The organism is Anaerovirgula multivorans, from assembly GCF_900188145.1.
Taxonomy (GTDB): Bacteria; Bacillota; Clostridia; order Peptostreptococcales; family Natronincolaceae; genus Anaerovirgula; species Anaerovirgula multivorans.
On sequence record NZ_FZOJ01000027.1, the window covers coordinates 12896 to 38470 of the forward strand.

Consider the following 25575-nt stretch of genomic DNA (forward strand, 5'->3'; position numbering starts at 1 on the left):
ATAATATCAGATTTCATCATTCTGACTAAATCATTATATCATACATTCTATTCCCTTTTCAATTTGTCTATTCTCTCTTCTTACTTATAATAGTGCATTTTTACTTCAAAAATTTTACAGTTAAATAGACAAACAGATTCTCAAGCTATTTTTAATGTCTCAAAAATTTTATCAATAGGCTTACCCTTGATTGCAGCAGAGTAAATCCAAATAACTTGGAATTTTTTTAAATCCTTCTGGGCTAGCTTTAAACCCGTATTAAAATGAAAGACTTCTTTTGAATAGAGTTTACAGTAAGTATAAGTTAGGAGCATTACTATAAGATATCTAATAATACTTCTTTCACTTCTGATTTGATAGTTGTTTAATCCTAAATAATTTTTACAGTCTCTAAAGAATGGCTCAATTACCCATCTGTCTGTATATTAAGTTAAAACATTTAAAGGATTTAAAGATAGATCCAAGGCTATAAATGCTTTTAAAGCACCTTCTTTATGAAAGGACCCTTTGGGATAACTTAAGGTTATTGAAACTTTTTTCATATCATTTAATTTGCCAATATAGTTGTAGATATAGTATTTTTCACCTTTAACTGTGACTAGATCAAAGGAATCTTTATCTAAACTAGTAGCGAATTTATGAAGTTTAACCCCTAATCTTTCATGACCTTTAGGATAAATAACTCTGTTAGTTCTAAGTGCTCCAATATAACTATAACCAGCCTCCTTTGAAGCTGTAAAAATGGCTTTGCAACTATACCAACTATCACATAATACAAAACCACTATTAATAGGTTTAGGTAAAGAAGAAATTAAATTTGTAGCAATATCTATCTTACTCATTTTCTCTTTATCATAGATTTTTATAGCATAAGGGAAAACTAAACCATCACACGAAAGCAAAGCTACAACTAATTGATGACCATATACAGTCTTTTTCTTTAAATGTGAATTGTGAAAAGAGCATTTTTGAATAATATTTTTAGCCTTTGACGAGGGCTTAGTCTTTTCAGAAATCGTGTCATCAATAATCATATATATGGGTTTATTTGTTTTCTTTGATTTATTCCAGATAAGTTCTAAAGTTGCTGATTCTAAAGCTGTCATCAATAGTTCTTCATTCCATTTGCTTTGGGAGAAAAACCTTGAAATACTAGTTCTATGCTTCGGTGAAGTAAGCTCTGCTATGTCAGACATTTTCCCGTTGTATCCCTTTAAAATCATAGCATTCATAGTATTCTCAAGATGTTTGAGTTGAGGCTTAGTTAGATACAGGTCAAATCTTAATTCTTTAAAAAAATTGTATATAGATCCTTCATTTGATATAATTGAGTTCTGAAACATTTATGCATATCTCCTTGTTATGTTTTGTATGAGAACTTAATTATAACAGGATTTTGCATAGATGTTTCTTTGTTTTATTCAACTGTAAAATTTTTGAAGCTTTTTTGCACTATTATAGTATCTATGAACAACTGGGAATTTTTTTCTTTTCCATAGGGTATTCTAGTTGTTTTGTGATTTACCCCTTTCCCCTCAATAGATAATCATTTTTACATGTATCACAAATCATGATCTGATTAACAGAGGAATTTTGCCCGTAATATTTCATTGGGAACAATTATGTTATGCCCTTGAATGAAATCCTTTTAACCATTTATCTAGTTCTCTTTCGCGGTCTACGCCCACTGAGAATTCCTTGCAAGCAGCAATCTGCCCATCCCTGATATAGAGTACTTTTCTTGCTTTGGCAGCTACCCGGGGATCATGGGTAACAGTCATTATGGTCATTCCATCACGATTCAAATTTTCCAGGATTGCCATTACCTGATCCGTCGCGGCGGAATTCAGACTTCCTGTCGGTTCATCCAAAAACAAAATTTCAGGATTATTGATCATGGCGCGGCAAATGGAAGCCCGTTGTAACTGTCCGCCGGAAACTTCTCGGATATCACGTTCTCCGATTCCTTCAATTTCCATCTGCTTCATTAATTCCAATGCACGTTTTCTTATGTCATCTGCTGATTTTTTTTTGGCTACAAGACCTGGCAGTATAATATTATCAAAGATAGAAAGATTCTTTAACATCTGTGGGTTTTGAAATACAAATCCCATTTTAATCAGCCGGAATCGGGATAATTCATTCTCCTGCATTTCAGATATGTTTATTCCTTTAAACAATACCCTGCCGTCACTAATGCTATCCATTCCGCTGATACTGTAGAGAAGCGTTGATTTACCCGAACCTGAAGGTCCCATAACCGCTACAAAATCTCCGTTTTTGATTTCAAAAGATATGTTATACAATATCTGCGTATCTTTAAATGACTTACTGATCTGCTCAACTTTTATCATGGCTCGACTCCTTATTCTATTATTTGATTTCTAATGTGATAGTTTCTGACAACTTTGGTTCCCACAATCACGGTAATGAGGACTACCAGCAGCTGCACTGCCGGGGAAAGCAGATAGGCCGTAATCGGCTCAACTAGCATCGTTATTTTTGATACCCCCATAGAAGAAAGCATCCACCCGAAAATAACTTCTCCTAAAAAGTTTGCAAGGACCGTTCCTGCAAATATTGCCACAAATTGAATCATAAGAATCCGTATTCCAAACTGTATCCTGATATCCCGGTTTGAAAAGCCAATTGCTTTCTTAATTGCGATTGCACTGTGTTCCCTCGCTGTGATCAACTGCAAAATCATCACGGTAATTAGCATGATTAAAAGCAATGAAATCATGATGGCTGTACCCTCCACCAGACTCATATTATCCATAATACCGCCAAGGGTCTGAGAAACAAACTCACTGATGGGCGTTATTTTACTGTCTGTTAGTATACTTCTCAATTCATCCGTCTTTTCCTCAATCCTGACACCGTCCCGGACATTCAAATAAATAATATAGACTTCCACATCAATTTCGGCAAAATCAATAGCTGCTTTGGCAGTCTTGCCACCATAAGTAATATCTTGATAAATACCGCATAAGGTAAACAAAAGTTCTTCCCCCTGATAGATTACTGTCAGGGAATCGCCAACTTCTTTTCTTAATTCCGAAGCGCTCAGATATGAAAGGGCCATTTCTTTCCTGTCGTTCGGTGCCCTTCCCTGAAGATACTCCAAGGGAAAAACAGATGCATCACCATTTTCGACACGGATGTATTCCCATTCCCCATCAGCATTCTGTAGCTGTACGTAACCATTTTGGTAAATAGCATATTTGTCAATTTCTGCATCATTTTCCAGATAGGATTGGGCGGCATCTTTTTGTTCCGCTAGTTTCTCGCTGTACTGAATATCAATACGAATATCACTTTCTCCTACACCCATATAGGTCATGAAGGATGGATTTTCCACTGTACTCTTCATATTCATCGGAAGTAGAATCAAAAATGACGAAAATACAAACACCAAAAAAATAACCAGATATTCCTTCCATTTACATTTCAATTCACCGAAAGCTATTGTGAGATTGGGATGTTTTAATCCAGAGGAAGGTAAGGAATAGTGTCCTTCCTTCTCTATCTTCTCTTCCCCCCGCATCAGCCCCACAACAGTACTATTCAGATTTCTGCCAATAATTTTATGGCATCTAAGCATAACAATCACACTGAGAAGGATTACCCCAATGAAAGGAAATACCCATTTCATCCACTCGTCGGTGCCATATCCGCAGTACATAATAACCGAGGATGAAAAGAAATCTCCAAAGGGAATCGCTGCCAGATAACCGATCACTCCCGCTACCAGCACAAGCATTATATACTTCATCTGATATAACTTAGCAATTGCTTTTCTAGGAAATCCAATTGCTTTCATCTCCCCTATGGTATAATTCTCTTCTGCCATGGTTGCCCGAATAATATAAGATAAACACAGGACTGCTATCATTATTAAAAGAATACTGATTGCGATGATTATGAATGCTACCAAGCCATGGGAAAGATTGTTCAGCATCCTCAGAAGGCTGCCTGTTACCGTGGCACCATTGGAAGGCATCCCCGCATCCATATAATCCTTCTCCAAAACCGCCGTAGCGGTACCATTCTCTAATAGGAATTCAAAACAGTATTCCCATTCTCCCATATGAAGACTTATTTCATCAATATCTGTCTGACTGATTAATAAACGCTTTGAAGATGCCAGTGCCGCGTTCATCGATGCGTCACGAATGATTGTTGATACTATCAGCTCCTTGCGGTAATCCCCTTGATGTAATGTAATAACATCTCCCACCTGAATACCTAGCTCCTCTACATAATAAACAGGAACTCCGATTTCTCCCTCCTGAAGAAAAGCAATCTCATTATCCATATTAAGGAGGAAATCAAATCTTTCATTCTGAACAACGAATCCATTATCCATCAGGTACTTTTCCAGTGTTTCACCCTGATAAATAATATTTGCATTGCTGATATTAAGCATCTTGACAATCTGGGAATCCTTAATATAATCATGGGTTTCTACAAAGCTCTCAAAGGCTTCCCTATCATAGGTTCCCTTATGCATCTGTAGGTATTCGGGCGGCACAGCTAGTTCATTTAACCCATTTAGTGAAGATATCATTGTACCTGTCACCCTTAACCCACCTGCCATCAAAAGGGCCGAAAGGATCAAGAATACCGCCAGGGCAGTTGTGATCACTCTGTTTCTCTTAAAGTCTTTTCGGACAAGATTTAGTAATAGTTTCATTCTTACTCATTCCTCCTTCCAAGGTTTTTACACTTTTCAGTCTGGAAACAAGGATTCCGACAATTGCCAGTACCATCCCTGCAATCAATATCAGCAGCGCAATTCCTCTTCCTGCACCGACACCGATTACTTTTCCGATTTTTATTGCCCACAAACTGTTGCCCCCCATAAAGGGCTCAAAAAAATAATCTGAAAGAGCTCCGGACAATATATAAGCAAAAATGTAACCTAGCTGAGTAATAAAGCCTATCAATCCAAAAGCCCTACCCTGTACTTCATTGGCAAGGTTCTTACGTATCAGGACTTCTGCTCCAATCTGGACAGCCGGCATAAATACAAACATCATGAACCCAAATATTGCAATCAAAAACAGATTTTCCTTAACTCCCATCAGTGCAAAAAAGATTCCGCAACCCAACAATCCTAGGGAAAGCATCCTCACATAGGATTTTGCACTCTTCATGCAGCTGATTATGATACTTCCGGCCATCATGCCCAATGCACTGACTGTCGTAAGAATACCAAGTTCCGTTTCACCTGCAAAGGCAAGTATGAGGGGCTTACTTAAAATCTGTACGAAGCCAAGACAGAATACTACAATTGTCATAATCACAATCATTGCCACAATGCCACTTTTCCCACGTATTGTAGCAATGCCTTCCTTCATTTCCCTACGAAAGCTCAAACCAGCACCCTCCGTGCCTTTCGTAACCATACCTTTCTTCACAACCGCAATAGTAATTACCGTTGTAAAGAAAGTAAGAATATCAATAATGATCAAGGTACTGACAGTGGTAATCTGTAACAATAATCCCGCAATAGCCGGGGAAATTAAAAGTTTGGCATTGTTGGCGATTTGAACCATCCCCCCCGCCTTAGCAAAGTCTTCTTCCGATAATGAATCCGTAATAGTCACTTTAAATGCAGGTTCCATCAAAGCTCTAAATAAGGAACTGACACCTACACCAACACAAATTACCGCAAGTGAAGGCTTTCCACTCATAATGGAGACGAGGCATATAACTAATCCAAGGCCAGAAAGTAATTCCCCAAGAATCATCATCACCCTTCTGTCATAATGATCCGCCAAGACACCTCCCACAGGAGCCAGAAGAATGGATGGCAGGAATGCACAAATGGCAACAATGGAGGTAGCTGTAACAGATCCTGTCAGTGCCAATACATAGATGGCAAGACCAAAATCCGTTAATCCGCTTCCGATACTTGATATCAGCTGACCAACCACCAGTATCTTAAACTTCTTCATTGCCTCCTCCCGACTTTTTGCTTCTATATTTTGTATTTCATCCTGTTGATTCATCGTTACCTCCTTCAATCTTAATAAGCCCGATATAATATTCATACCTTTATTTAAATGTAAATTATTCTTTATGTTATCTTCTTGTCGACCAACGGTCTATTGGTGGATAAAAAAATTTCATAAATCTTCTTTCATCTATTCTAACTGTCCAAACATTTGGATAAATTCTTTAAGCTCACCTTCTTTTGTCCCCAGCATTCTTTCTGCATTACACAAAAAAGCCTGTATTTTTCTTGGATAATCCTCCATCTTCCATTGGAAAGCATCGCAATCAAACATCATATGTCCCAACAGTAAAATGGATTCTATACATTCCGTCGGATACTCCATGTGGAAAATATCTCGGTCAATGCCTTCTAAAACAGGCTCTTGTAAAACTGGAGTCATGCGCTTAAGCATTGCTCTTAAATATAATCGTTCCAGCTTTGCATTCTCAACCTTATGAAGTTCTTCCTTTATCTTATCCGATCCTTCAAACTCCGGAGCCTGTGCCATGATCGCCATCATAATACGATTTACCAAAGGAATGGATTTATCCTTTAGAATCTTCTCAGCCTTCCTTGCTCCTTCTTCAACGATATCAAGAATGATTGCTTCTAGTACTTCCCTCTTGGAAGTAAAATAATAGTAAAAGGTGCCTTTGGCTATACCTACAATCTTTAGAATATCGTTAATAGAAGTCTGTTCATAGCCTTTCTTGATAAATAATTCCCGTGCAGCAACCAGAATCTCTTGTTTTCGTACTTCAGCTTCCTTAACTATTTTCATACCTTACTCCTTTCCTCTAGACCATCGGTCGATAGAATCATAATAAACCTACTAGAAGAAAATGTCAAGGCCTTTTTTGAAATAATTGTCAATGTATGTCAATAGTATATAGTTTAATGCCAATTTTTTATCAATTTTCGTCTCATAATGCAGAAGTCATTGAAAAGGATACTATCTCTCAAAATCATCAAGAGACAATACCCTTACTTTATTTTATGTTAAATTAATAAAACCCTTGATACATAAGGTTTCTTAAGCTTTGACCATTCTATTTAAAGCCTTATTTTGATTAGCCTTTGTTGATAATCACCGCCTGTGCCACATCTATCAAAATAGACCAATCTCTATTTTTTGATATATGGAACACTTCTTGCAAACATAAATTTTATAGCCGCTCTGACTAACTGCACGAAATAAGAATGCTGTTATTAGCATTACTAAATATTTAGCAATGCATTTGAAATTCCCTCAAATCTTTCATCAGTTATACCAAGTTTTTTCTTAAATTTTTCATCTTCCATTCTTGCAATAATTATCTTGTCAGGAGATATTTCCTTAATAATATTTTTTATCTTCTGAATTGATTCTTCATCATCGTTATAGCCCTTAATGATAGTAATTTCAAATATAAATTTCCCTTTGTATTGTTTATTAAAGGAAACCATGTTTGAAATGTATTCTCCTATTGTATACCCATCAATTGGTCTTTGAATTTTTTGAAAATGTTCTTCTGTTATTGCTTTTATCTCTCCTATAACTCCATCGCACTTATTAGCTATTCGTATATATTCATCTCTACCCAACAAATAGCCATTAGATAGTAGTCTTACAGGTACTCCCTTACTTTTGATTAGGTCAATAATATCACCAATTTTATCATTGACTAAGGCTTCTCCTTTTGAGTTAATAAAGATTAATTCTGCTTTTGTATTTTCTATCATACTTTCTAGTTCAATCAATGAACTATCTGTTTCATCAAATGACTTTTGGATATCTACCTTGTTTTGCGACCTTCCAATAGGACAAAATATGCAGTCAAAGTTACAATGCTTTTCTGGAAGTATGTTAACTTCCAGTACCCTTTTTCCATCTTCAATATAAATCTCTTTATAACTGAAACTACCCATCACCTTATCCTCCTCAAATTACTCTATTGTTACTTCTTTATTGTTAATATCAAGAATTGAAGCCGTACATGTTCCGCCTAAATTGTCCTGTACTGTTTTTGCTAAATCTTTTAAAGCATTCTCAAACTCTTCTGTTCTTTTTTCATCAATTAATTCAATGCACAAGAAAGCATTCTTTGTACTTTCAGTAAGCATCGTTCTTACTGATTCACGCCAATTCCAGCACCTGCAAATTGCTCCCTCATTATCTTTATATACTATCTCACCTTCATATGGTGGTTCACTTTTATCTGCTCCTAATGTAACAAAACTTTCATTTCCAACTGCCTTAGTCAATCTTATATCTCCAACAAATGTATCAATATCCTCACCACCGCAGGGCAATGCATATCTTAATGAAATACAGTTATAAATATCAACTAGAGGATTAATAGGTCCTAAGTGGTTTCCATTATGCACTCGTTTTAGTAATGCCTCAATCGATGACCTTGCACCTTTCTTGGTTTTAAATTTTTGAAACGCCTCTCTCCATACTTTTATAACTTCGTTACTGCTAAATTCTACATTCTTCAAATATTTTAAGGCTTCCTTTTCTGAATTATAAATCATATCCTTATATTTGTCTTTATCTTTTATAGAGTTATCTATGCTATGGCAAGCAACAACACCAATCCTTGCATTGGGAAATAGGCTCCAAAAGTCATCTTCAGCAATAAATTTTTTCATTAAAATATACCTCCTCAACAGTAAAAAATAAAAAAGCCATAGAAATATTATTAAATATCTCCCAGGCTTTTATCCTTCCGTGTACACAGTCAACTGTGCGTTTTCTCTCGGACCTGCCAGTTACAAACTGCGGAACCCTAGAAAACTTAAATATATCATTAAATTATGATTTACAAGTTTAAAATTATAAACTAAATTTATCATAATATTAAGATTAAGTCAACTATATGCCTTCCTTCGCAAAATTCTACTTATGCTCATTATAACATATTTTTCATTCTACCCATGTTCAGTATAATTCGTACAAAGCATACTTGTTAATTTAATAGGACAATTCATACATTATTCAGTAGTTCATTCCTATTTGCATGCTTACTAATAATTGGAAAGTAATGAAAACAGGGTACTGTCCCTTAAAATTTCTAAGAGACAATACCCTTACTCTATTTTATAAAGAGTTTCCTATAGCCTTGGTATATAAGGCTTTTTAGGCTTTCCAATATATTTCAAATCTTACTCTGATTGGTCTTTGTTGATAATGGCGGCCTGAGCCCCCGCAATCATAATAGACCAATCACTATTTTTTACTATTATGGAACACTTCTAATTACATCCGCATTATGTTCAATTATTATAGCTGTATTTCCGCTATTAACAATATCTCCTGCTTATTTATAAAATTCTTAATATGAGCCATGTAAAACCCTGTTGTAGGTAGTCCATACCGAGAAATATCAAAAATAAGCAATGCGATTTAAAACAAAAATCGTGTCAAATGACTATTATTGCTTATTTGCTAAGTCTATTTAACCCTTCCCTCAACTATCTAAATTAAAATTATACTTGATTTTATTATTTTGGCCATGCTTGTGATGCCATAACATGTAGCTATGTACCTTAGGTTCCAAACTACCTTACAATGTATGCTATGTCCTAGCTAGCATATGCTTAATGACTGGATAACTACAGTGCTTGCCAACTATTCATTCTAATAAAACCAGCTACCTCTATTTTGACCACTTGAAGTTTTCCGTTCCGGCACCAAGTTCAAAATGACATTTTACTATTCCAAGATCAAGCTTTGTATAAAATCCTCTGCCAGCTTTTGCGATGACTTTATCACCTTCAAGAATGAAAAGAAATTTTTGCTGATTCATAGCGGTGGGTGCAAGCTGTGCTGCTTCCATTCCTCTACGGAACCAATCCGGCATATTGCCATTTGATTGACTTAATTCTTCTATACTCTTTGTTTTATGCGGAACCCCACCCTTATCAAAGTATCCCAGCGAAATAACACAAACAAGCTTCTCGCCCTTATCTATTGTGGCACCGCACTTGCTTTTGCTATAAGTCGCTGCAACCCAACAGGACCCGAGGCCTAGTTCTGTTGCTTTCAGCACGATTTTTTCACCATAATATCCTATTTTCTCATCGAGGTCTTTAGCTTTTTTGCCAATCAGTGCAATATAGTTTTTCACATTGGTGAATTTTCCATAGCGTGCCATAAAGCCGTCAAACGCATTCGGCTCATCAAGGCACAGTTGGATATGTAAACCGCTATCTTTGTTACACTGGTCAATAAGTGTCTGAAGTTCTTTTGCAACATCCGGCTCAATTTTTCTGCTGTTGTAGGTACGTACTGAATGACGCTCTTTCATTGTTTCAAAAATATCCATATTAATTCTCCTTTATAATTGGATTATATGTGATTTAATTTGTGGATCATGTGTGGCAAGAATAGCAACACAATTTTCTTTGTGTGCCATGTCTTTTATCCACGCAAGCGATTTAAGCATTGCTTCTTTTCGGATGCTCAATCAGATAAGCAGAAACAGGTAACCATATCCGTCGTTTTGAGCTTCTGAGCAATCCGGTATATGCTACGGGATTACACGAAACATCACGGAATGGAACGGCTGGATCAACGTCGATCTCGCCACAGTTAAGTATATGAATTCCCATCTTATGGAACACCTCAATCATCACACTCGCCTTGCTGATAGTCTGTTTGAGCAGCCTTTTGCACGATTGCATAAATATGATTTATCAGTGCGGCAATTTTACCCCATTCTGTCTCGTTTGCATCCATATAGTAAAAATTCATCGTACCCTTACGGTGCATATTTATAATCTTTGCACCCTTCAATATCTGCAGATGATGAGAGACGGCAGGGCGTGACAAGTGTGTCCTTTTTGTAAGTTCTCCAACACGCATACCCTTGCGTTCACCTTCCAATAATGCAATGACGATTTGCTGCCTTGTTTCATCACCAAGTGCGATAAAGGCACTTTGGCAATCTCTGAACTCCTTTGACATTTGCAATCTCTGCTTTGTGCATTCATCCATATTATCGCTCCTTAGTTCTTAGGTTTAATTGTTTAAACCATTATAGCATATTTTTTTTAAAAAGGTTCAACGGTAAAGAAAATCGAGACAAAAGAAAAACTTAAAAGTTTATACACTATTAGCAAAATTCCACACCGTTTTTCTACTTCTCGATAAAAGGCCAATCGATTAATTCTTTAAAACACACCATAAAAATACCCCATTCCTCACTTCAAAGCTAACACTTGAAATTGCTGTAAATAGGCTAGTTAAGACGTCTTTCTCATTCTTAAAAGAAGGGAAGAATCTTCATCATTCGAAGATTCTTCCCTAAGAAGGATTTTATTAAGTTTTTCAATGTTTCGTTGAAATCCTCTCATCATTTTGAAAGCAAGACTGTTTGGGAGTTAATTACAATATATTTTTTATCAGCTAGGATTATGTTTAAAAATTCATTTAGCGTGTAATTTCAAATTCCTGTATTCCCATAGGTGGAGGAGCTATTTCGCCTTTTTTAAATGAAATTACAACATGACCGATAGAATTAATATAGAATTTTAGATAATCTAAAATAAATTCAATATCCTCGTCGCTGTCATAATACATCAATTGATTATCCTTTTCAGTACGTTCTTTGATTTGCTCCTTGATGCTTTGAGTGACAATTTCTCTGTAGTTTTCACCCAAAATATCAGCGAGTGTAATTTCTTTGCCTGTATCTAAATTGATATTGTAAAAGGTCTGATAGGTATAAGTATTTGCAAAGGATTCCATATGATTAATAACAAATGATAATATGCTTTCATTACTGCTCTTTATTTCGTAATCAATCTCAACTATAAAATATCCCAAATCCTCTTCTGTTCTTCCTTCATCTATAATCCGTTGTCTGTTTTCCTCAGCACGTTCCTCAGCATTTTTAACAATAGTGTCGATTTTAGATTGAATCTCCTGATTAATTCGTTTTTCCAAATCCGTATACCCTGTGCCCTCTATAGCTGGTGCTTTAATATTTATATTATAAGCTTCATCGGATTTACTATATTCTCGGAAGGTAAATACACGAGCAACATTGCCAATAACAGGAATATCATACATGCTTTCTGCAAATGTCTGATTGGAATTTAACATTACTACAAACAAAATACATATTGACGCTGCTATACAGATAACTGGTTTAAACCATACATGAGATTTGTGTTTCCGATTCACTGCTGTATCAATAGCAGAATTTACAATTTGGTTTAGCTCTATAGGTGTCTCTATCGATTGATATATCATTTTTGCCTTCTCAATTTTTTTACTCAAGTTCATCACTCCCAATTAAATTCTTTAAAATATTCAAGCTTTTGTATAATCGTGACTTAACAGTATTTAAATTGGTTTTTGTGATTATTGAAATTTCTTCCAGCTTCATATCTTCAAAAAATCGTAATATTATTACTGTTCGAAGCTTAGGTTCTAATTGCTGGATGGCATTATAAATACTGATTTCTTCCGCAATGTCTTTATCTTCATATAAAAGATTATTAGGTACGGTTTCATCAAGTACAATATTTTTCCTCTTACGTATCCAATTAATACTTTCGTTAACTAGAATACGATAAACCCATGTTTTTAAATAAGCGAGATTTTTAAGTGTACGAGCATTTGCAATAGCTTTGTAAATAGCTTCTTGAACTATATCTAGAGCATCGTCACTATTTTTGGTATAACTGTATGCCAGTCGATAAAAATCCTGCTGATGAGATTTAATATATTCCTTGATAACTTCAATTTGCTCTTCTTGTTTGTACAGCAATATATATTCCTCCTATATTACAAATCATTATGTTCGAACTTTGTTAAGGAATTCCTTTTTTTTGTGGTTCTACTTATTAGACAAAGAATGGACTTAAAAAGTTGATGAATTTAAAAAATATTTTACTGTTACTTGATTTAACGTAGATACAACAGTCTTTACAGAATTCATCAAAATTTTTTATCAAAAAAACCGCCGTTACTTATGATAAGATTCACCGTATCATTCTAACTGCGGCTTTTATAAATGAAGTTAGGTAATAAGCAATCTCTATAATTGTGCCTACCCCCGCACTTAATTTAACTCAATAACGATATCGTCTAAGAGAAACTCTCTATCTTCATTTATTTGCATTGGTTCTAATTTCGTCTCATTCCCCTTTTCATCAATGGAAACTCCAATTGTATTGGTAGAATAGTATACTCTCGGTGTAACAATTAATCTCGTTGCTTTTTCATCTAGTTTCCCAAAGGTCTTACTCCAATTTATAATCCCTGTTGCGATATGTCCATGCCCCCCCATTGCCTTGCCCTTCGTAAACATTACCTAAATCATCCTTCACTACTAATTCGGTGATTACATAGTGCCAATCAGCTCGGTACGCTTCAGGCACTTGTTGAGTATAGTCCATAATAAATGACATTGGTGTTTTATTTATCTTATTAATAGTTACACCGAAACCCTCCTTCTCTGTACCCTGATTGATTGCTTTACTACTACGCTTCACGGTCTCTAGTTGGAATGTAAAAACCCATTCTCCTTTAATCTTTTCTTCCCTATTCGGCGCATCTAGCAGAATCTCTTCAATCTTTAACTTACATTTCACTTGATCTAATTCTCCTGAAATACTATAGTTTGCCTGTCCGATATAGATTCCTTCTGCTACTTTTTTCACCTGTTCGCTGCCTGCAAGTCCGCCTGTATAATTTACTATACTAAAAGAAGACCCAAACCAATTATTGGATACTCTCCTAAATCTTTATCGGTATTAATTTCATAAGTATAGGTAATGGTTTTACCATCAAAGATTGCATCCTTAAACGTATCTGAATACCGTTACTCTCTTTGCTGATATTAATCTCGTTGGCATTTTCTTTATATAAATCATACACACCAGTGCGCCCATTATCCAAAAACCGGAATATATCTCCTATTATTGGAATTCCTGCAGCATATGCTGGATTGGTAATCCCTATATAAGCAGTGCTCCCTACTACTAAATCAACTAGAGCTGCTGCAATTATTTTCTTACTATTCCAGCCTTTGTTCTTTCTTAGGGAAATTAAAAAAAGGTCGATTTTCTATCCCTAAAAGGAAAGTAAGACCAATTATCTAAGCTATAATAGCAAGATAGTTTATAGATAAATATATCTTTATGAACTTTCTCTTTTAATTTTCTTTTATCCACTCATATGAGTAAAAGCAACACATCTCTCAAAAAACGCATTTATGGTACAATCCTAAATAAATCTAGTTATACAATAATATCATAAATTTACTACATTGAAGACACTCCTGCCCAAAATATTAATTAAACAGAGTTAATATTTGAATAAAAGCAGGGTATTGCACTTAAAGTCACTAATGAAATTAAGTTTCAATACCCTAATCGGTACATTAAACTTTTTTCACCCGTAAATTTCCATTTGCTTTTCAGTACATAAAACGTATGCTACCACAACCCCTAATTGTAATGTTGATAAGTTAGTTTCTAGATTATTAACCAAAAAGGTTTATTAATAAAGTTACATAACGCCTGAGTAGTAGCATGATATATATTTTTATATTATATTTTTCAAAAATTATAATAAATTTTTTGTATTTCTTCAGCAATACTATTCAATCTATTGAAAGTTTGAGGAATGGAGAAACCCACGAGAAACGGAGAAGTTATATATCTCGGAACTATTTTACATATAATCGATTTTTTCCATTGATAGAAGAATAAGTTAAAGCTACTACACTTAGAGCGATTAAATATATAGTTTACAATATTTTGTATATTATCCGCCATGAAATTGTCATGGCGAGGAGTAGTAATAATATTAAATTCGGTTGAACAAGCATTTGGTTTAGTGGAAATATTAAGTAAACATTTTCCTTCTTTATAAATCTCTATTCCGTCAAAAATCTCATCTTTTAAGTTTATTTTATAATCTATATCTTTTAGCCCAACTATTTGCATATGTGCATGATTGATACTGCCACCAGATAAAGGTCCATGATTTTTATAAAAAACTACAGATTTAAAATTTCCGCTTTCCTCCATTTTTAGCCAATGATTTATTCCAAAGGTAATTATTTTCCGCATATGGGGCGTATCGTAGGTAGATATATTTGCGAAGCAATCGTTAGTTTCAATAAGTACTGTTTGAAAAGTATTAGCTAAAGTAGGAAATTTGTTTTTTATTAATAATATTGAATCTTCTTCATCTAAAATATCTGAAAGTTTTTCGCGATTGCAAAATGGACATAGGTATTCACTATCTTGATAACTAATCTTTTCTTTCCCAATGTCGGAAAGAAAATAAAGATGCCTATTAACTGTCATTTTTACACCTACTAACTAAATTATTTTCTTTATATCATTTCATATTGTGTTAAGCGTTTAACAAAAACATTACTGGAGGAAAATCCATTAGTTAAAGCAATTATACCTTATAAAACAGTAAAAATAAAATTTTCTGTATTTCCCTTTTAAGCATTTCTTTGTCAGTCTTGTTAAATTTAAAAATATAAGACTTCGTGTAGGCCGCAGCCCAATGCGACCGTGGTCGCCCTTCAGGGTTATTACTCTCGCCTCCGCCATAGACATTAGCCGGTTATGTGGATCATTGTGAGTCTGTCAAAAATCATAGGGATTTCCCATTCTCTCGCAGTCTTGGGCGCGGCGCTTACCGTGGGTAAGCAGGTTATATGCCATACCATATCATCCTCCGGCTGATTATGAGCCAACTGCCCTTGGTCTTGGCATGGTAAAGCTTGTTTCGGTGTTCTTTGTTGTTTACTATTTAAAGAAAGAAGACCGGTTCCTTTCGTTCTTTATATAGTTTATTTAGTCGTATTGCAGCGTCTTTGACCAGACCGTTTTTCATTGTTCGGGCGTTTTGTGGACAGTTCTTGATGCAGGCACAACACGTGATGCATTTTTCCATATCAATCAAATTATTATTTTCTGAATCGATAGCACCAACAGGACAGCCTTCAGCACAAATTCCGCATTGCGTACACTCGTTACTAATTGCTATAAAATCAACATTCCATAGCTCCGCAACTCCTCCATAGGGATAGTTGCCAGGTATATTTATATCAGAAATGTGATCCACCGATGAAACAGATAGTAGTTTTTCGTTTATTTTACGACCAAATAATTCTGCGTGATTTAAGTCACTTGTATCAGGACGGCCTTCGGCTGTTGGCGTTTCGGAACTAGAAAAAGAGTGTTCTCCAATATATGCTGCACCGGCAATCGGTTTACATCCACATTTTATCAGAATATCTTTAAGCTCAAGTAGTGCATCGTCATACACACGATTACCATAAACGACGATACATACTGCAAGTGTATTTCGAGCTTTAATCACATGCAGCCATTCATTTAAAAGCGCAGGCACTCTTCCCATATAAACTGGCACTGCAACAACAAGTAATTCATTTTCCGATGTTTGTAATGGTTGCGTTCTTGCATCTGGTCTGGTAATATCAATTAACTCCACAGTACTTTGATTAATTCCACGCGCAACACCTTGAATAATCGCCTTTGTTGTCCCAGTAGGTGAAAAACAAACAAGTTTCAGTGATTGTATTTTCATTAGATTTCCTCCTCGAATCTGTAGTCTTCTACAGTTAATAAAATATTTTTTGTTTACCTTACAAGTTTTTCTAGAATTATAATAATACAAAGCTTATAATATTAATAGGAGCGAAATTATACTAGTATAAATTGTAATAGACAGGACTGATGATAATTTTCACTAATGAGAAACATCGATACAAAGAACTAGCCGATTTTTTAAAAACGCGAAGAGCAAAAATTTTACCATCGCAGGTAGGACTTTCATCAGCAATGCGTCGACGTACTCCTGGCTTAAGAAGAGAGGAAGTAGCACAGTTAGCTGGCATTGGTATAACTTGGTATACATGGCTTGAGCAAGGAAGAACTATTCATGTTTCAACTCAAGTAATAGAAAGCCTATCTAAAGTTTTATTGCTTGATAAACAAGAACGTATTCATCTTTACCGTTTAGCAAACCAGCCGCTTCCAACAGATATACCGGGATACCAAGGAACAGTAAGTCCAATACTTCAACATGTTCTGGATAGTTTAATATTCTGTCCATCTCTAGTCACGGATCAGCGGTGGAACGTCATTGCTTGGAACAAAGCAGCATGCTTAATCTTTGGTGATTTTACTGAAATGAATGTTCTCGAACGAAATATAGTTTGGGCGATGTTCACAGATAATAAATATAAACAGTTATTTGTCGACTGGAATCTGCATGCCAAGGATTTACTGGGTAGATTCCGTTCAACATGTGGGCAATATATTGAAGATTTTTGGCTTACTCAGTTTATTGATGATCTTAAAATGCAAAGCACAGAATTTAATTTATGGTGGCCTTTACATGAAATCCAAAGTAATGGTGAAAAATCCAAGCAATTGAACCATCCTATTGCGGGAATATTAGATTTTGAAGTTAGTAATTTTGATGTTTCTGATAATTCTGGCTTAAAATTGATTGTACATACCCCTTTATCAGGAACGGATACTGCTACAAAAATGAAATTTTTATTGGATGAGTAAAAAGTTTTACTAACTATAGTTTTGCACTTTTTAAATAATTACCAGAAATTGACGTAATAATTTGCAAAATAACAGAGTACTGTCTCTTAGAATCACTAAGAGACAGTACCCTGTTTTTATTTTATTCAAAGTCTTTCAAAGCTTTGGTACATAATGTTTTCAGAGCTTAGACCATATCCTTTATAGCCTTATTTTGATTGACCCTTGTTGGTAATCGCCGCCTGAGCTGCTGCTAACAAAATAGACCAATCACCCTTTTTTACTATTATGGAACACTTTATACGTATACTACTCATTCCTTGATAAAATGTTGATAACACCGTTTATTATTTCCTGTGTTTTAGAATCTTTTAAGGCTGCTACTTTATAAAGTATAATACTTCTATCTGCCGTAAAAAGTTTATTGATTCTCACATTACTCTCTTTCATCAAGTTTCCAGTCTCAAAGTCATCATCTAATATTTCAATTGCATACTCATCCTTCAGCATTTTGCTGGTAATTTGACATAGAATCAAATCATCTCCATGTAAATCAGCTAAAACAAAGGCAGGTCTTTTTTTACTTTGACTCAAATCAGAAAATGGAAATGGTATTACTACTATATCTCCTTTTATAAATCTTTCCATGCCTCATCCTCCTCAGGTTTCAGCCAATCCTTTGCAAGACTCTTTTCACTTGCTAATGTAATTTCATCTATTTTTATAGGTTCATCATTTATTTTATATTTATATTTTACATAGCTTATATAGTCTGCGACTTCCTTTAATACCTTTGGAGGCAATGTATCAATTTCCTTTATAATAAAGTCAATTTCCTTCATATTCAGCACTCCTCTCTTGTTTTTATTATACCATAGATTTTATTTTTCTACCAAAAAACCACCGTTGAAACGATCAGGTTATCTAGTTACTAATAGGGAGCAGTCGAAGTCCTTCTCATCTTCTGCACATTAAAAAGAAAACGCAAAGTAGTCATTAATCAACTTCCTTCGCAATTTAAGAATATTGTTCATTAGCTTATATGAATAACTAGTCTGTTTTCAGTATCTCTTTTCCATTAACACGCAAACATAGCATGCTTCAGAGTATCCCAGCACGTCGAGCATTTACCTTTTCTTTGTAGTAGCAGCCTATAAATCCAAATTCTCTCTTATCATCCTCTCGTGTCCCCAATTGTAAATAGATTCCAATGCAGGCACAAGTTGTAGACAGTTATCAGTTAATGAATATTCTACTCGAGGCGGAATCTGGTTAAATTCCACTCTACTCACAAGACCGCTTTCTTCTAAACTTTGTAGTGACCTTGTAAGCATAATATTCGTAATACCGACTAAATTTCTTTTTAGTTCATTATAACGCATAGTTTTGTTTTGATATAATTTCCATATTATTGGTAGCCTCCATTTTCCACCAATGATATCCATAGCATATATCATTACACAATTTCGCCGATTAATAACTTCTTGTTCTTTATTCTCTGACATAAAAATCTCCTTTATAGGGCACAAAAATGTGCGTACCTCACCTCTCCACAAAGTAGTCTCAACATTTTTCTGCTCAAGGGCTTCATCAGTCTGAATAGGAACCGGATCCTCATCCTCTTCAGCATAAAAGAACTGCAAATAATCCCGGGATGTTATAAAGTTCCACCCGGACTCTTGGCATAAACTTCTATACTCCTCTGCTTCTTTAGTATTCTCTGGGGCAAGGGGTCCTCCACCTTTAAATACATCCACATAGAATTTTAATTTTTTAGGCTCTATTGCTCTAAATTTGGCTGTCATTCTCCCAACCTTTTCTAGCATCCAACCCTTCTCAGCCATTTCCTCTAGATAAGCTTCTATGGCTTTATAGTCTAGAGAAAAGAATCCCCAAAATACTCTTTTAGTCTTATTTTTCACTAAATCACCTCCATAGTAACTATACCGATACTAGATATATCCATTATCAACATAGTATGTTTTACTTATTTATTTGTCAATAAATTATTGTATAGATTTTTCTAAAGGTATGTAGCTTCGAATTCATTCGAAGCTCTCATTGTATAAAGAAAATCACTAACTTAGCTAGTGGTTTTCTTTATACAATATAACCGTCCCTTAAACTAAGGAAGGATTTGACACAACATCTTTTTATACTCCTTTAAGTTAATCAGCGATGAGAAGAATTGAATTTTTATTTATTTTCCAGTTGCTGCATTTATTCCTGCGATACGTCCGAAAACAAATATGTCAGTAATAGCATTTCCACCTAATCTGTTACCGGCATGGATTCCACCTGTAACTTCTCCAGCTGCCCATAGACCAGGGATAACATTGCCATCTTTATTTATAACACGAGCTTCAGTATCAATAACTACACCACCCATTGTATGATGTAGTGAAGCTTTTCTTGGACTTATAACAATTCCAACATCATCATTCGCATCTATATAATCAAGATTAATAGCTCCGGCTATAACATCCTTGCCAAAGTCATCATCTCTTTGAGCTGCTACATAGCTGTTATATTTTTCGATTGTAGCACGTAATTGTTCTTCACTAAATCCAGGAGCAACACCTGCTGCAGGAGTCTTTGTAGCCTCTGCTAGTTCAGCAAGAGTTTTACCATACCATACATGACCACCTTCAACCATACCTGCAACACGTGGATTATAGTCGGTTCCTTTTAAAAGTTCTTCAGGCTTTCCAACATCTCCTCTGCCCGCATAGATGATATAGAAAATACCATTTTCAAGAGCCAGTGAAGCTTTAGCAAGAACATCACGTTCTGCATATTCATTTACGAAACGCTTACCGTTACTATCAATCCAAAGCTGCTCTGCCGCATCAGCCCAGATACCATCAGTCATAGTTCCCTTAACCGGAGATGAAGAAGGCATCATCTGAGCAACTTCCATACCAGTTATATCAGCACCGATTTCTTGTGCCATTATAATTCCATCACCCTTGTTTGTACCCATATTGGTTGATAATGTTCTATCTGAAAGATCATCACCCCAATATTTGTCATAGCTCTTAACCATAGCCGCATTTGCGCTATAACCACCTGTAGCAAGAACAACACCCTTGGTTGTATTTATGGTAATTTGTGTTCCATCTATCTGCTCAGCTTTTGCACCTACTACCCTTCCCGATGCATCTACCAATAGCTCTGTACCTCTGGTTTCTGTATATATCTCAACACCATTTTCTCTTGCAACTTTTTCAAGCTGAGGGATACGTTCAGCACCTGACATGAAGCTGTGGGTTCTTGGCCACATCGCCCCAAGAACTGTACCTGTTCCAGGATGTCCACCGTATTGAGCATCAGCGCCATAAGATGCCTCAAGACCAACTTCACCCATCCATGCAAAGGCATCAAGCGCATCAGCAGCAAACTTTCTTGCCAGTTCAATTCTTGGAGCAATCCAATCTCCATCTGCTAATTCACGAAGTCCACCTGTGTAAACATGCCACATATGTAATGCTACAGAGTCAAAACCAGGCATATCAACTCCTGCCTCTTTTCCACGGTTTTCTGCAAAAAACTCATTGATATCCTCTTTAAGCTCTGTCAACACTTCTTCCCACTCAGGATAGATATCAAATTTCAACTTTGGATCAGCAGGGTCAAGGGCAAGATATCCATCCAATGCATCCTTTTGAGATTTGGACAGTATCATTTTGCTATTCTGTGCCTCTGGATCCACAGCGTTATATGCTGCACCTGCCATCATTGTATTTCCACCTAATACAGAGCCTTTTTCAATAAGGATAACCTTAGCTCCTTCTTCAGCAGCATTAATTGCCGCTGCCAAGCCAGCTCCTCCTCCTCCCATTACAAGAACATCTGTATCCCATGTTTGAGGATCTTTAGGTGTAGCAACTACTTTATTTGCCTTTAGGGCATCAATATCTAAGCCAGCAGCTTCAGCAGCTTTTGTTATAGCATTAATGATAGCATAGCTTGATATCGTTGCTCCTGTTACAATATCTACAGATAAGCTTTGATTTTCGATTACCTGCGTCGGTATACGTTCAACTGCTACTGCTACAACCGTTTCAGTCTCAGGATTCTCTACGAACTCAATGTCTGTAATTTTGCTGTCTTCAACAGTGATACTTACGGTTATGGGTCCTTGCATACCCGCTGCTGTACCTTCAAAGGTACCATTAATAAGTGTAACGGTTTCCTGAGTACATCCAACAAGTGTTGCTATCATACAAATACATAATAGCATAGTAATAATTTTCTTCATTTTTTCTCCCCCAATCTTTAATTAGTAATCTTTAGAAAACTTAGAGGACCTTATTTATCCTCGTTCCAAGGTTTAACATTTCCGCTTCACCTAAGGTTTTCGGGCCTTCCCACTAAAAACACTTCCTTTCTTTTTTTCTTGACTTCGATTAAATTTTAACATACTTAAAGCAATATATTGATTAAACAGTTATTAAGATTTTATAGTGTTTTTTAATTCTAATAGGAGAATTCTTCTATTAACAAGCAATTATATCGCTTAATTCATAAAAAAATCCCTAAAAATGCGTAATGAACATTTTTAAAGATTAAGAAATCTTAACATTTATTCTATTAAAATTAATATATTTTTAATTTGTTGTTTCCTCTAATAGAGAGGTTAAATTATCTCTTCCAACCCTCTGAAGAGAAGTATGATATTTCATGTTGAAACTTAATTAGCTTTTCCCTTAGGGTCAAAATAGTATCCTTGTCCCCACTCCATTTTTAAAAATCTAGGACTGTTCACATCTTCTTCAATTTTATTTCTAATATTGTGTATATGAACGATTACAGTTCGTGTATCCCCGTAGCTTTTTGCTCCCCAAATTTTATAATATAATTCTTTAGGGGTATAATATTTTCCTGCATTTACCATCAAGAATGACAAGATCTTAAATTCAGTGGAAGATAATTTTAATTCACCTTCCTCCTTAACGACAATATGACGATTTGCATCTAATTTAAAACCTGTGCATTCTAAAATATTCTTAGCTTTATTGGGTAATTTATTCGCCCTTCGCAGATTTGCTTTTATTCGTGCCTCAAGAATTTTATTATCAAAGGGCTTTACTATAAAATCGTCCCCTCCCCGTTCTAAAGCTTGAACAATTGTATCACTACAGTCAAGACAGGAAATGAAAATAATAGGACAATCATGCCACTCTGTCAATCTAGAACAAAGGTCAACACCATTAACATCTGGCAGCAAGATATCAAGGAGTATAACATCAAATTTATCCCTCGCATTTGCATAGGCTTCGCTGCCTGTTTTGGCCCAAATTACTTCATATGTCTCGGCTTCTTCAAGGTAGTAGAGGATTATCTTCGCTACTAATTCATCATCTTCAACTAAAAGAACCTTTATCATCTAATTTCACCCCCTAAATCAATATTACCTTAATTGTTACTATTTGGACAAGGATATTCATGTGTTTTGTAACTAAAAAATACATAGGATAGTTTGCTATTCTGTAAATAATTGATATACTTTTAAATATTTGATATACTTTTGTCGAGGTGCTTTCAACATTCCTTTCGTACCCCTCGTTGTTTCTTCGCAATTTCAACGGTAAGGGCAGCAACTCTCCATAATTTAAATTATACCGTAAACAGACATTCAGACTATCTTGACATACATAATAGATATATAATAATTATTAACGGCCTAAAAAGGGGAATACATATGAAAAGAGATTATTTTAAAGCAATACTTGTATTTCTAATAATATCCAGCCTAACTTTCTTTATAGGCATAAAAATAAATAGTAGCTTTGGTGTTCTAAAAAGCGGTGACACTTTTTCTGATAAGGGAGAGAACAATATATATTCTCTTACAAATTATCACTGGGATTCAAAAACTAATATCTATTACTTTGACTTAGTTAGAAAAAATGAAAATCAACAATTGGTACTTATCTATGGGAAATTGCCATCAGAAGTTTTAATAAATGATACTGTTTTAAAGGAATCTTCATTCTTTTCAAGACTATTACTTAGCTCCGATTGGTTTGTTGATAACAAAATCAGAGTGGTTTTTAACACAAGTATAAATCCCTATAATACTCCTATATATGTAACCACTACATCTAGTGCTGAAACTGCACTTTCAACCTTTAATATGGTATTTGCTTTCAGCCTTGGAATAACATTTTTAATGTCTATATATGGACTCTCCCTTTATCGTCGTAAACAAACAGAAAAATACCTATTATGGTTTGCTATATATACCGGTGCATTAACTTTATGGAGCGCTCTTCCACTATTTGTTGGTACAGGTATAAATTTTTTGCGACACTATGTTTTTGCCTGGTGCGTAATCCTAGATATTGTTATATGCTTTAAAATGTTTGATATTAAGCTTCCTGGAGGTTTTAACATACTTCTGAGTATAAGGGGAGTTATTTCTGTTTTAGTGTTATGGTCAATTATGGAAAGTATTTTCCCTAAATTGCACAGTGAAATTTATGTTTATAGCTTGTTCTTATTTTCCATTGGAGTTCTCATATATGCCTGCGCTAATAGACGAAAGGGATCCTGGCTATTGATTTCAGGCCATGCATTAAGTTTAGGATTACGTATGGTTATACCCTTATCTTCTCTTTCATCATCAAGTGTAAGCTATCCTTTGCGTGCCTTGCAATTTTCAAAATTTTTTAATATTCCATTTGCCTTTTGCTGTATGTTATTAATAAACCATATTTTCGCTGAAAAATTTACTGAAGCCGAAATCCTTACTAAAGAATTAGAGCAAATAAACCATAATCTGGATAAAAAAGTTATGGAAGGTAAACAGGCTTTGCAAGAACAGATGACACGTCGACATAGTCTTATGATGAATATCTTTCATGATTTACGTACTCCATTATTTGTTATGCAAGGCTGTACTCAAAAAATTACTGAACAACCAGAACTACTGGGTGCAGAATTACCAATAATAAGAGAAAGATTAGATTTTACAAAACACCTAGTTGAAGATTTGTTTTTAATGGCCAAACTTGAGGACAAGCAAGTAATTCTCGAGACAGATCGAGTTCCTATCACAGACCTAATTAAAAATGTTATAAGTGCGTGTAGTATAGAGGGAGAAAGTAAAAACATTTATATAGGAACAGAGTTGAAATGTGATTGTATTACTTGGGGAGATGAGTATCGTCTTAAACAGGCATTTCAAAATCTTCTTCTAAATGCTATATACTATACAAAACCAAATGGCAAGGTATATGTATCTTTAAAAAAGGAAAGAAATACAGCCATTATATCCTTTACAGATACAGGTATTGGAATATCTCCACAGGACATAGATAAAATATTTGACAGATATTATCGTATAAGTAGTAAAGAAAAGCACCAATCAACCGGCTTAGGACTTTCCATTGCACAAGAAATTATACAACAACATCAGGGAAGCATTAGCGTTGATAGCCAATTAGGATTCGGCACAACCTTTATAGTTGACCTGCCTATAATCACTTAACTAACAGCAAGTTCCGAACCGTTCCGGTTTCTAACTTGCTTTTTTCATACAAAAAAGGTAACTAAAACAAGGGTTTTGTCACCTTATGCATAAAATATAACCTTCCAAATATCCCACTGCTATGTCTATACTATTCCTATTACTATTTTGTAGTCATATGCTTAACTGCTGCCTGCGGGTTATTGTGGTTCTTCAATATCCATAATCTCTACTGTATTCTCAATCTCATTAACATAATTTTGATATTCTTTAATTGCTTCTTATGCTAGGAAAAACCTCTAATACTGTTCGATAATATCTATTTTAAAGCCTGTTTCATATTCCAAAATACAATGAATTAATAAAATAACAGGGTATTATCTCTTAAATGACTAAGAAATAATACCCTTACTTGTTTTTATACTAAGTCCTCTAAACCTTCTATTTATAAGGATTCCACAGATTTAACCATGCTATTTAAAGCCTTATTATGATTGGTCTTTGTTGTTAATCGCCGCCCGGACTGCTGCTAACAAAATAGACCAATCCCTGT

At 35.1% G+C, this 25575-nt stretch carries 23 protein-coding genes and 1 riboswitch; of the genes, 2 read left to right on the top strand and 21 right to left on the bottom strand.

Annotation, left to right across the window (positions count from 1 at the left end; genetic code table 11):
• Positions 1 to 425: 425 nt before the first annotated feature.
• The 16 genes from CHB72_RS19495 to CHB72_RS19570 all read right to left on the bottom strand — a co-directional run bounded on the left by CHB72_RS19495 (position 426) and on the right by CHB72_RS19570 (position 16577).
• Complete coding sequence (locus tag CHB72_RS19495; protein WP_242975203.1) at positions 426 to 1343, bottom strand: transposase; 918 nt, start codon at positions 1341 to 1343, stop codon at positions 426 to 428.
• 282 nt (positions 1344 to 1625) lie between these two features.
• Positions 1626 to 2354 (bottom strand): ABC transporter ATP-binding protein, encoded by a 729-nt coding sequence (locus CHB72_RS19500; protein WP_089284550.1) that lies wholly within the window; start codon positions 2352 to 2354, stop codon positions 1626 to 1628.
• 11 nt (positions 2355 to 2365) lie between these two features.
• Complete coding sequence (locus CHB72_RS19505) at positions 2366 to 4696, bottom strand: ABC transporter permease (RefSeq protein ID WP_089284551.1); 2331 nt, start codon at positions 4694 to 4696, stop codon at positions 2366 to 2368.
• A complete protein-coding gene (locus tag CHB72_RS19510; protein ID WP_089284552.1) occupies positions 4659 to 6017 on the bottom strand; it encodes an MFS transporter in 1359 nt (452 codons plus the stop codon). Before CHB72_RS19510 ends, CHB72_RS19505 begins: the two co-directional genes overlap by 38 nt.
• Before the next feature lie 135 nt (positions 6018 to 6152).
• A complete protein-coding gene (locus CHB72_RS19515) occupies positions 6153 to 6785 on the bottom strand; it encodes a TetR/AcrR family transcriptional regulator (protein WP_089284553.1) in 633 nt (210 codons plus the stop codon).
• Between the two features lie 437 nt (positions 6786 to 7222).
• Positions 7223 to 7912, bottom strand: coding sequence for a radical SAM protein (locus CHB72_RS19520; RefSeq protein ID WP_089284554.1), 690 nt, complete (start codon positions 7910 to 7912; stop codon positions 7223 to 7225).
• Positions 7913 to 7930: 18 nt separating this feature from the next.
• Positions 7931 to 8638, bottom strand: a complete 708-nt coding sequence (locus CHB72_RS19525; protein ID WP_089284555.1) for a B3/B4 domain-containing protein — start codon at positions 8636 to 8638, stop codon at positions 7931 to 7933.
• Between the two features lie 56 nt (positions 8639 to 8694).
• A riboswitch (guanidine-I (ykkC/yxkD leader) is annotated at positions 8695 to 8790 on the bottom strand.
• An 855-nt stretch (positions 8791 to 9645) separates the two neighbouring features.
• A complete protein-coding gene (locus CHB72_RS19530; RefSeq protein WP_089284556.1) occupies positions 9646 to 10314 on the bottom strand; it encodes a nitroreductase family protein in 669 nt (222 codons plus the stop codon).
• A gap of 299 nt (positions 10315 to 10613) precedes the next feature.
• Entirely contained in the window at positions 10614 to 10985 is a 372-nt protein-coding gene (locus tag CHB72_RS19535) for an ArsR/SmtB family transcription factor (RefSeq protein WP_089284557.1), read from the bottom strand.
• Positions 10986 to 11420: 435 nt separating this feature from the next.
• A complete protein-coding gene (locus tag CHB72_RS19540; protein WP_176431492.1) occupies positions 11421 to 12272 on the bottom strand; it encodes a DUF3298 and DUF4163 domain-containing protein in 852 nt (283 codons plus the stop codon).
• Positions 12265 to 12765: an RNA polymerase sigma factor gene (locus CHB72_RS19545; protein ID WP_207652609.1), complete on the bottom strand. Its 501-nt coding sequence runs from the start codon at positions 12763 to 12765 to the stop codon at positions 12265 to 12267. The genes CHB72_RS19540 and CHB72_RS19545 overlap by 8 nt, the downstream gene beginning before the upstream one ends.
• A 294-nt stretch (positions 12766 to 13059) precedes the next feature.
• Positions 13060 to 13308, bottom strand: a complete 249-nt coding sequence (locus CHB72_RS19550; protein WP_141131512.1) for a hypothetical protein — start codon at positions 13306 to 13308, stop codon at positions 13060 to 13062.
• On the bottom strand, positions 13241 to 13660 hold the full coding sequence (locus CHB72_RS19555; protein WP_089284560.1) for a DUF5643 domain-containing protein: 420 nt from the start codon (positions 13658 to 13660) through the stop codon (positions 13241 to 13243). Before CHB72_RS19555 ends, CHB72_RS19550 begins: the two co-directional genes overlap by 68 nt.
• Positions 13661 to 13736: 76 nt before the next feature.
• Entirely contained in the window at positions 13737 to 14063 is a 327-nt protein-coding gene (locus CHB72_RS19560; RefSeq protein WP_089284561.1) for a DUF4179 domain-containing protein, read from the bottom strand.
• A 497-nt stretch (positions 14064 to 14560) separates the two neighbouring features.
• Positions 14561 to 15316 (bottom strand): DUF4931 domain-containing protein, encoded by a 756-nt coding sequence (locus CHB72_RS19565; RefSeq protein ID WP_089284562.1) that lies wholly within the window; start codon positions 15314 to 15316, stop codon positions 14561 to 14563.
• A gap of 460 nt (positions 15317 to 15776) precedes the next feature.
• Positions 15777 to 16577, bottom strand: a complete 801-nt coding sequence (locus CHB72_RS19570) for an EFR1 family ferrodoxin (RefSeq protein ID WP_089284563.1) — start codon at positions 16575 to 16577, stop codon at positions 15777 to 15779.
• A 149-nt stretch (positions 16578 to 16726) separates the two neighbouring features.
• Here CHB72_RS19570 and CHB72_RS19575 point away from each other — a divergent pair, with 149 nt between their 5' ends.
• Complete coding sequence (locus tag CHB72_RS19575; protein WP_176431493.1) at positions 16727 to 17569, top strand: helix-turn-helix transcriptional regulator; 843 nt, start codon at positions 16727 to 16729, stop codon at positions 17567 to 17569.
• Between the two features lie 288 nt (positions 17570 to 17857).
• Here CHB72_RS19575 and CHB72_RS19580 read toward each other — a convergent pair whose 3' ends face one another.
• The 5 genes from CHB72_RS19580 to CHB72_RS19600 form a co-directional block, all read right to left on the bottom strand.
• Positions 17858 to 18196 carry a type II toxin-antitoxin system PemK/MazF family toxin gene (locus CHB72_RS19580; RefSeq protein ID WP_089284564.1) on the bottom strand — a complete coding sequence of 113 codons (339 nt, stop codon included), beginning with the start codon at positions 18194 to 18196 and terminating at the stop codon, positions 17858 to 17860.
• Positions 18181 to 18390, bottom strand: a complete 210-nt coding sequence (locus CHB72_RS19585) for a DUF2281 domain-containing protein (RefSeq protein ID WP_089284565.1) — start codon at positions 18388 to 18390, stop codon at positions 18181 to 18183. The genes CHB72_RS19580 and CHB72_RS19585 overlap by 16 nt, the downstream gene beginning before the upstream one ends.
• Positions 18391 to 18699: 309 nt before the next feature.
• Positions 18700 to 19470, bottom strand: coding sequence for a winged helix-turn-helix transcriptional regulator (locus tag CHB72_RS28035; protein ID WP_089284566.1), 771 nt, complete (start codon positions 19468 to 19470; stop codon positions 18700 to 18702).
• A 278-nt stretch (positions 19471 to 19748) separates the two neighbouring features.
• Positions 19749 to 21809 carry an FAD-dependent oxidoreductase gene (locus CHB72_RS19595; protein WP_089284567.1) on the bottom strand — a complete coding sequence of 687 codons (2061 nt, stop codon included), beginning with the start codon at positions 21807 to 21809 and terminating at the stop codon, positions 19749 to 19751.
• Positions 21810 to 22241: 432 nt separating this feature from the next.
• The gene (locus CHB72_RS19600) at positions 22242 to 22937 is read right to left on the bottom strand and encodes a response regulator transcription factor (protein WP_089284568.1); all 696 of its coding nucleotides are present in this window, start codon (positions 22935 to 22937) and stop codon (positions 22242 to 22244) included.
• 315 nt (positions 22938 to 23252) lie between these two features.
• Here CHB72_RS19600 and CHB72_RS19605 point away from each other — a divergent pair, with 315 nt between their 5' ends.
• Positions 23253 to 25043, top strand: coding sequence for a sensor histidine kinase (locus tag CHB72_RS19605; protein ID WP_089284569.1), 1791 nt, complete (start codon positions 23253 to 23255; stop codon positions 25041 to 25043).
• Positions 25044 to 25575: the final 532 nt, after the last annotated feature.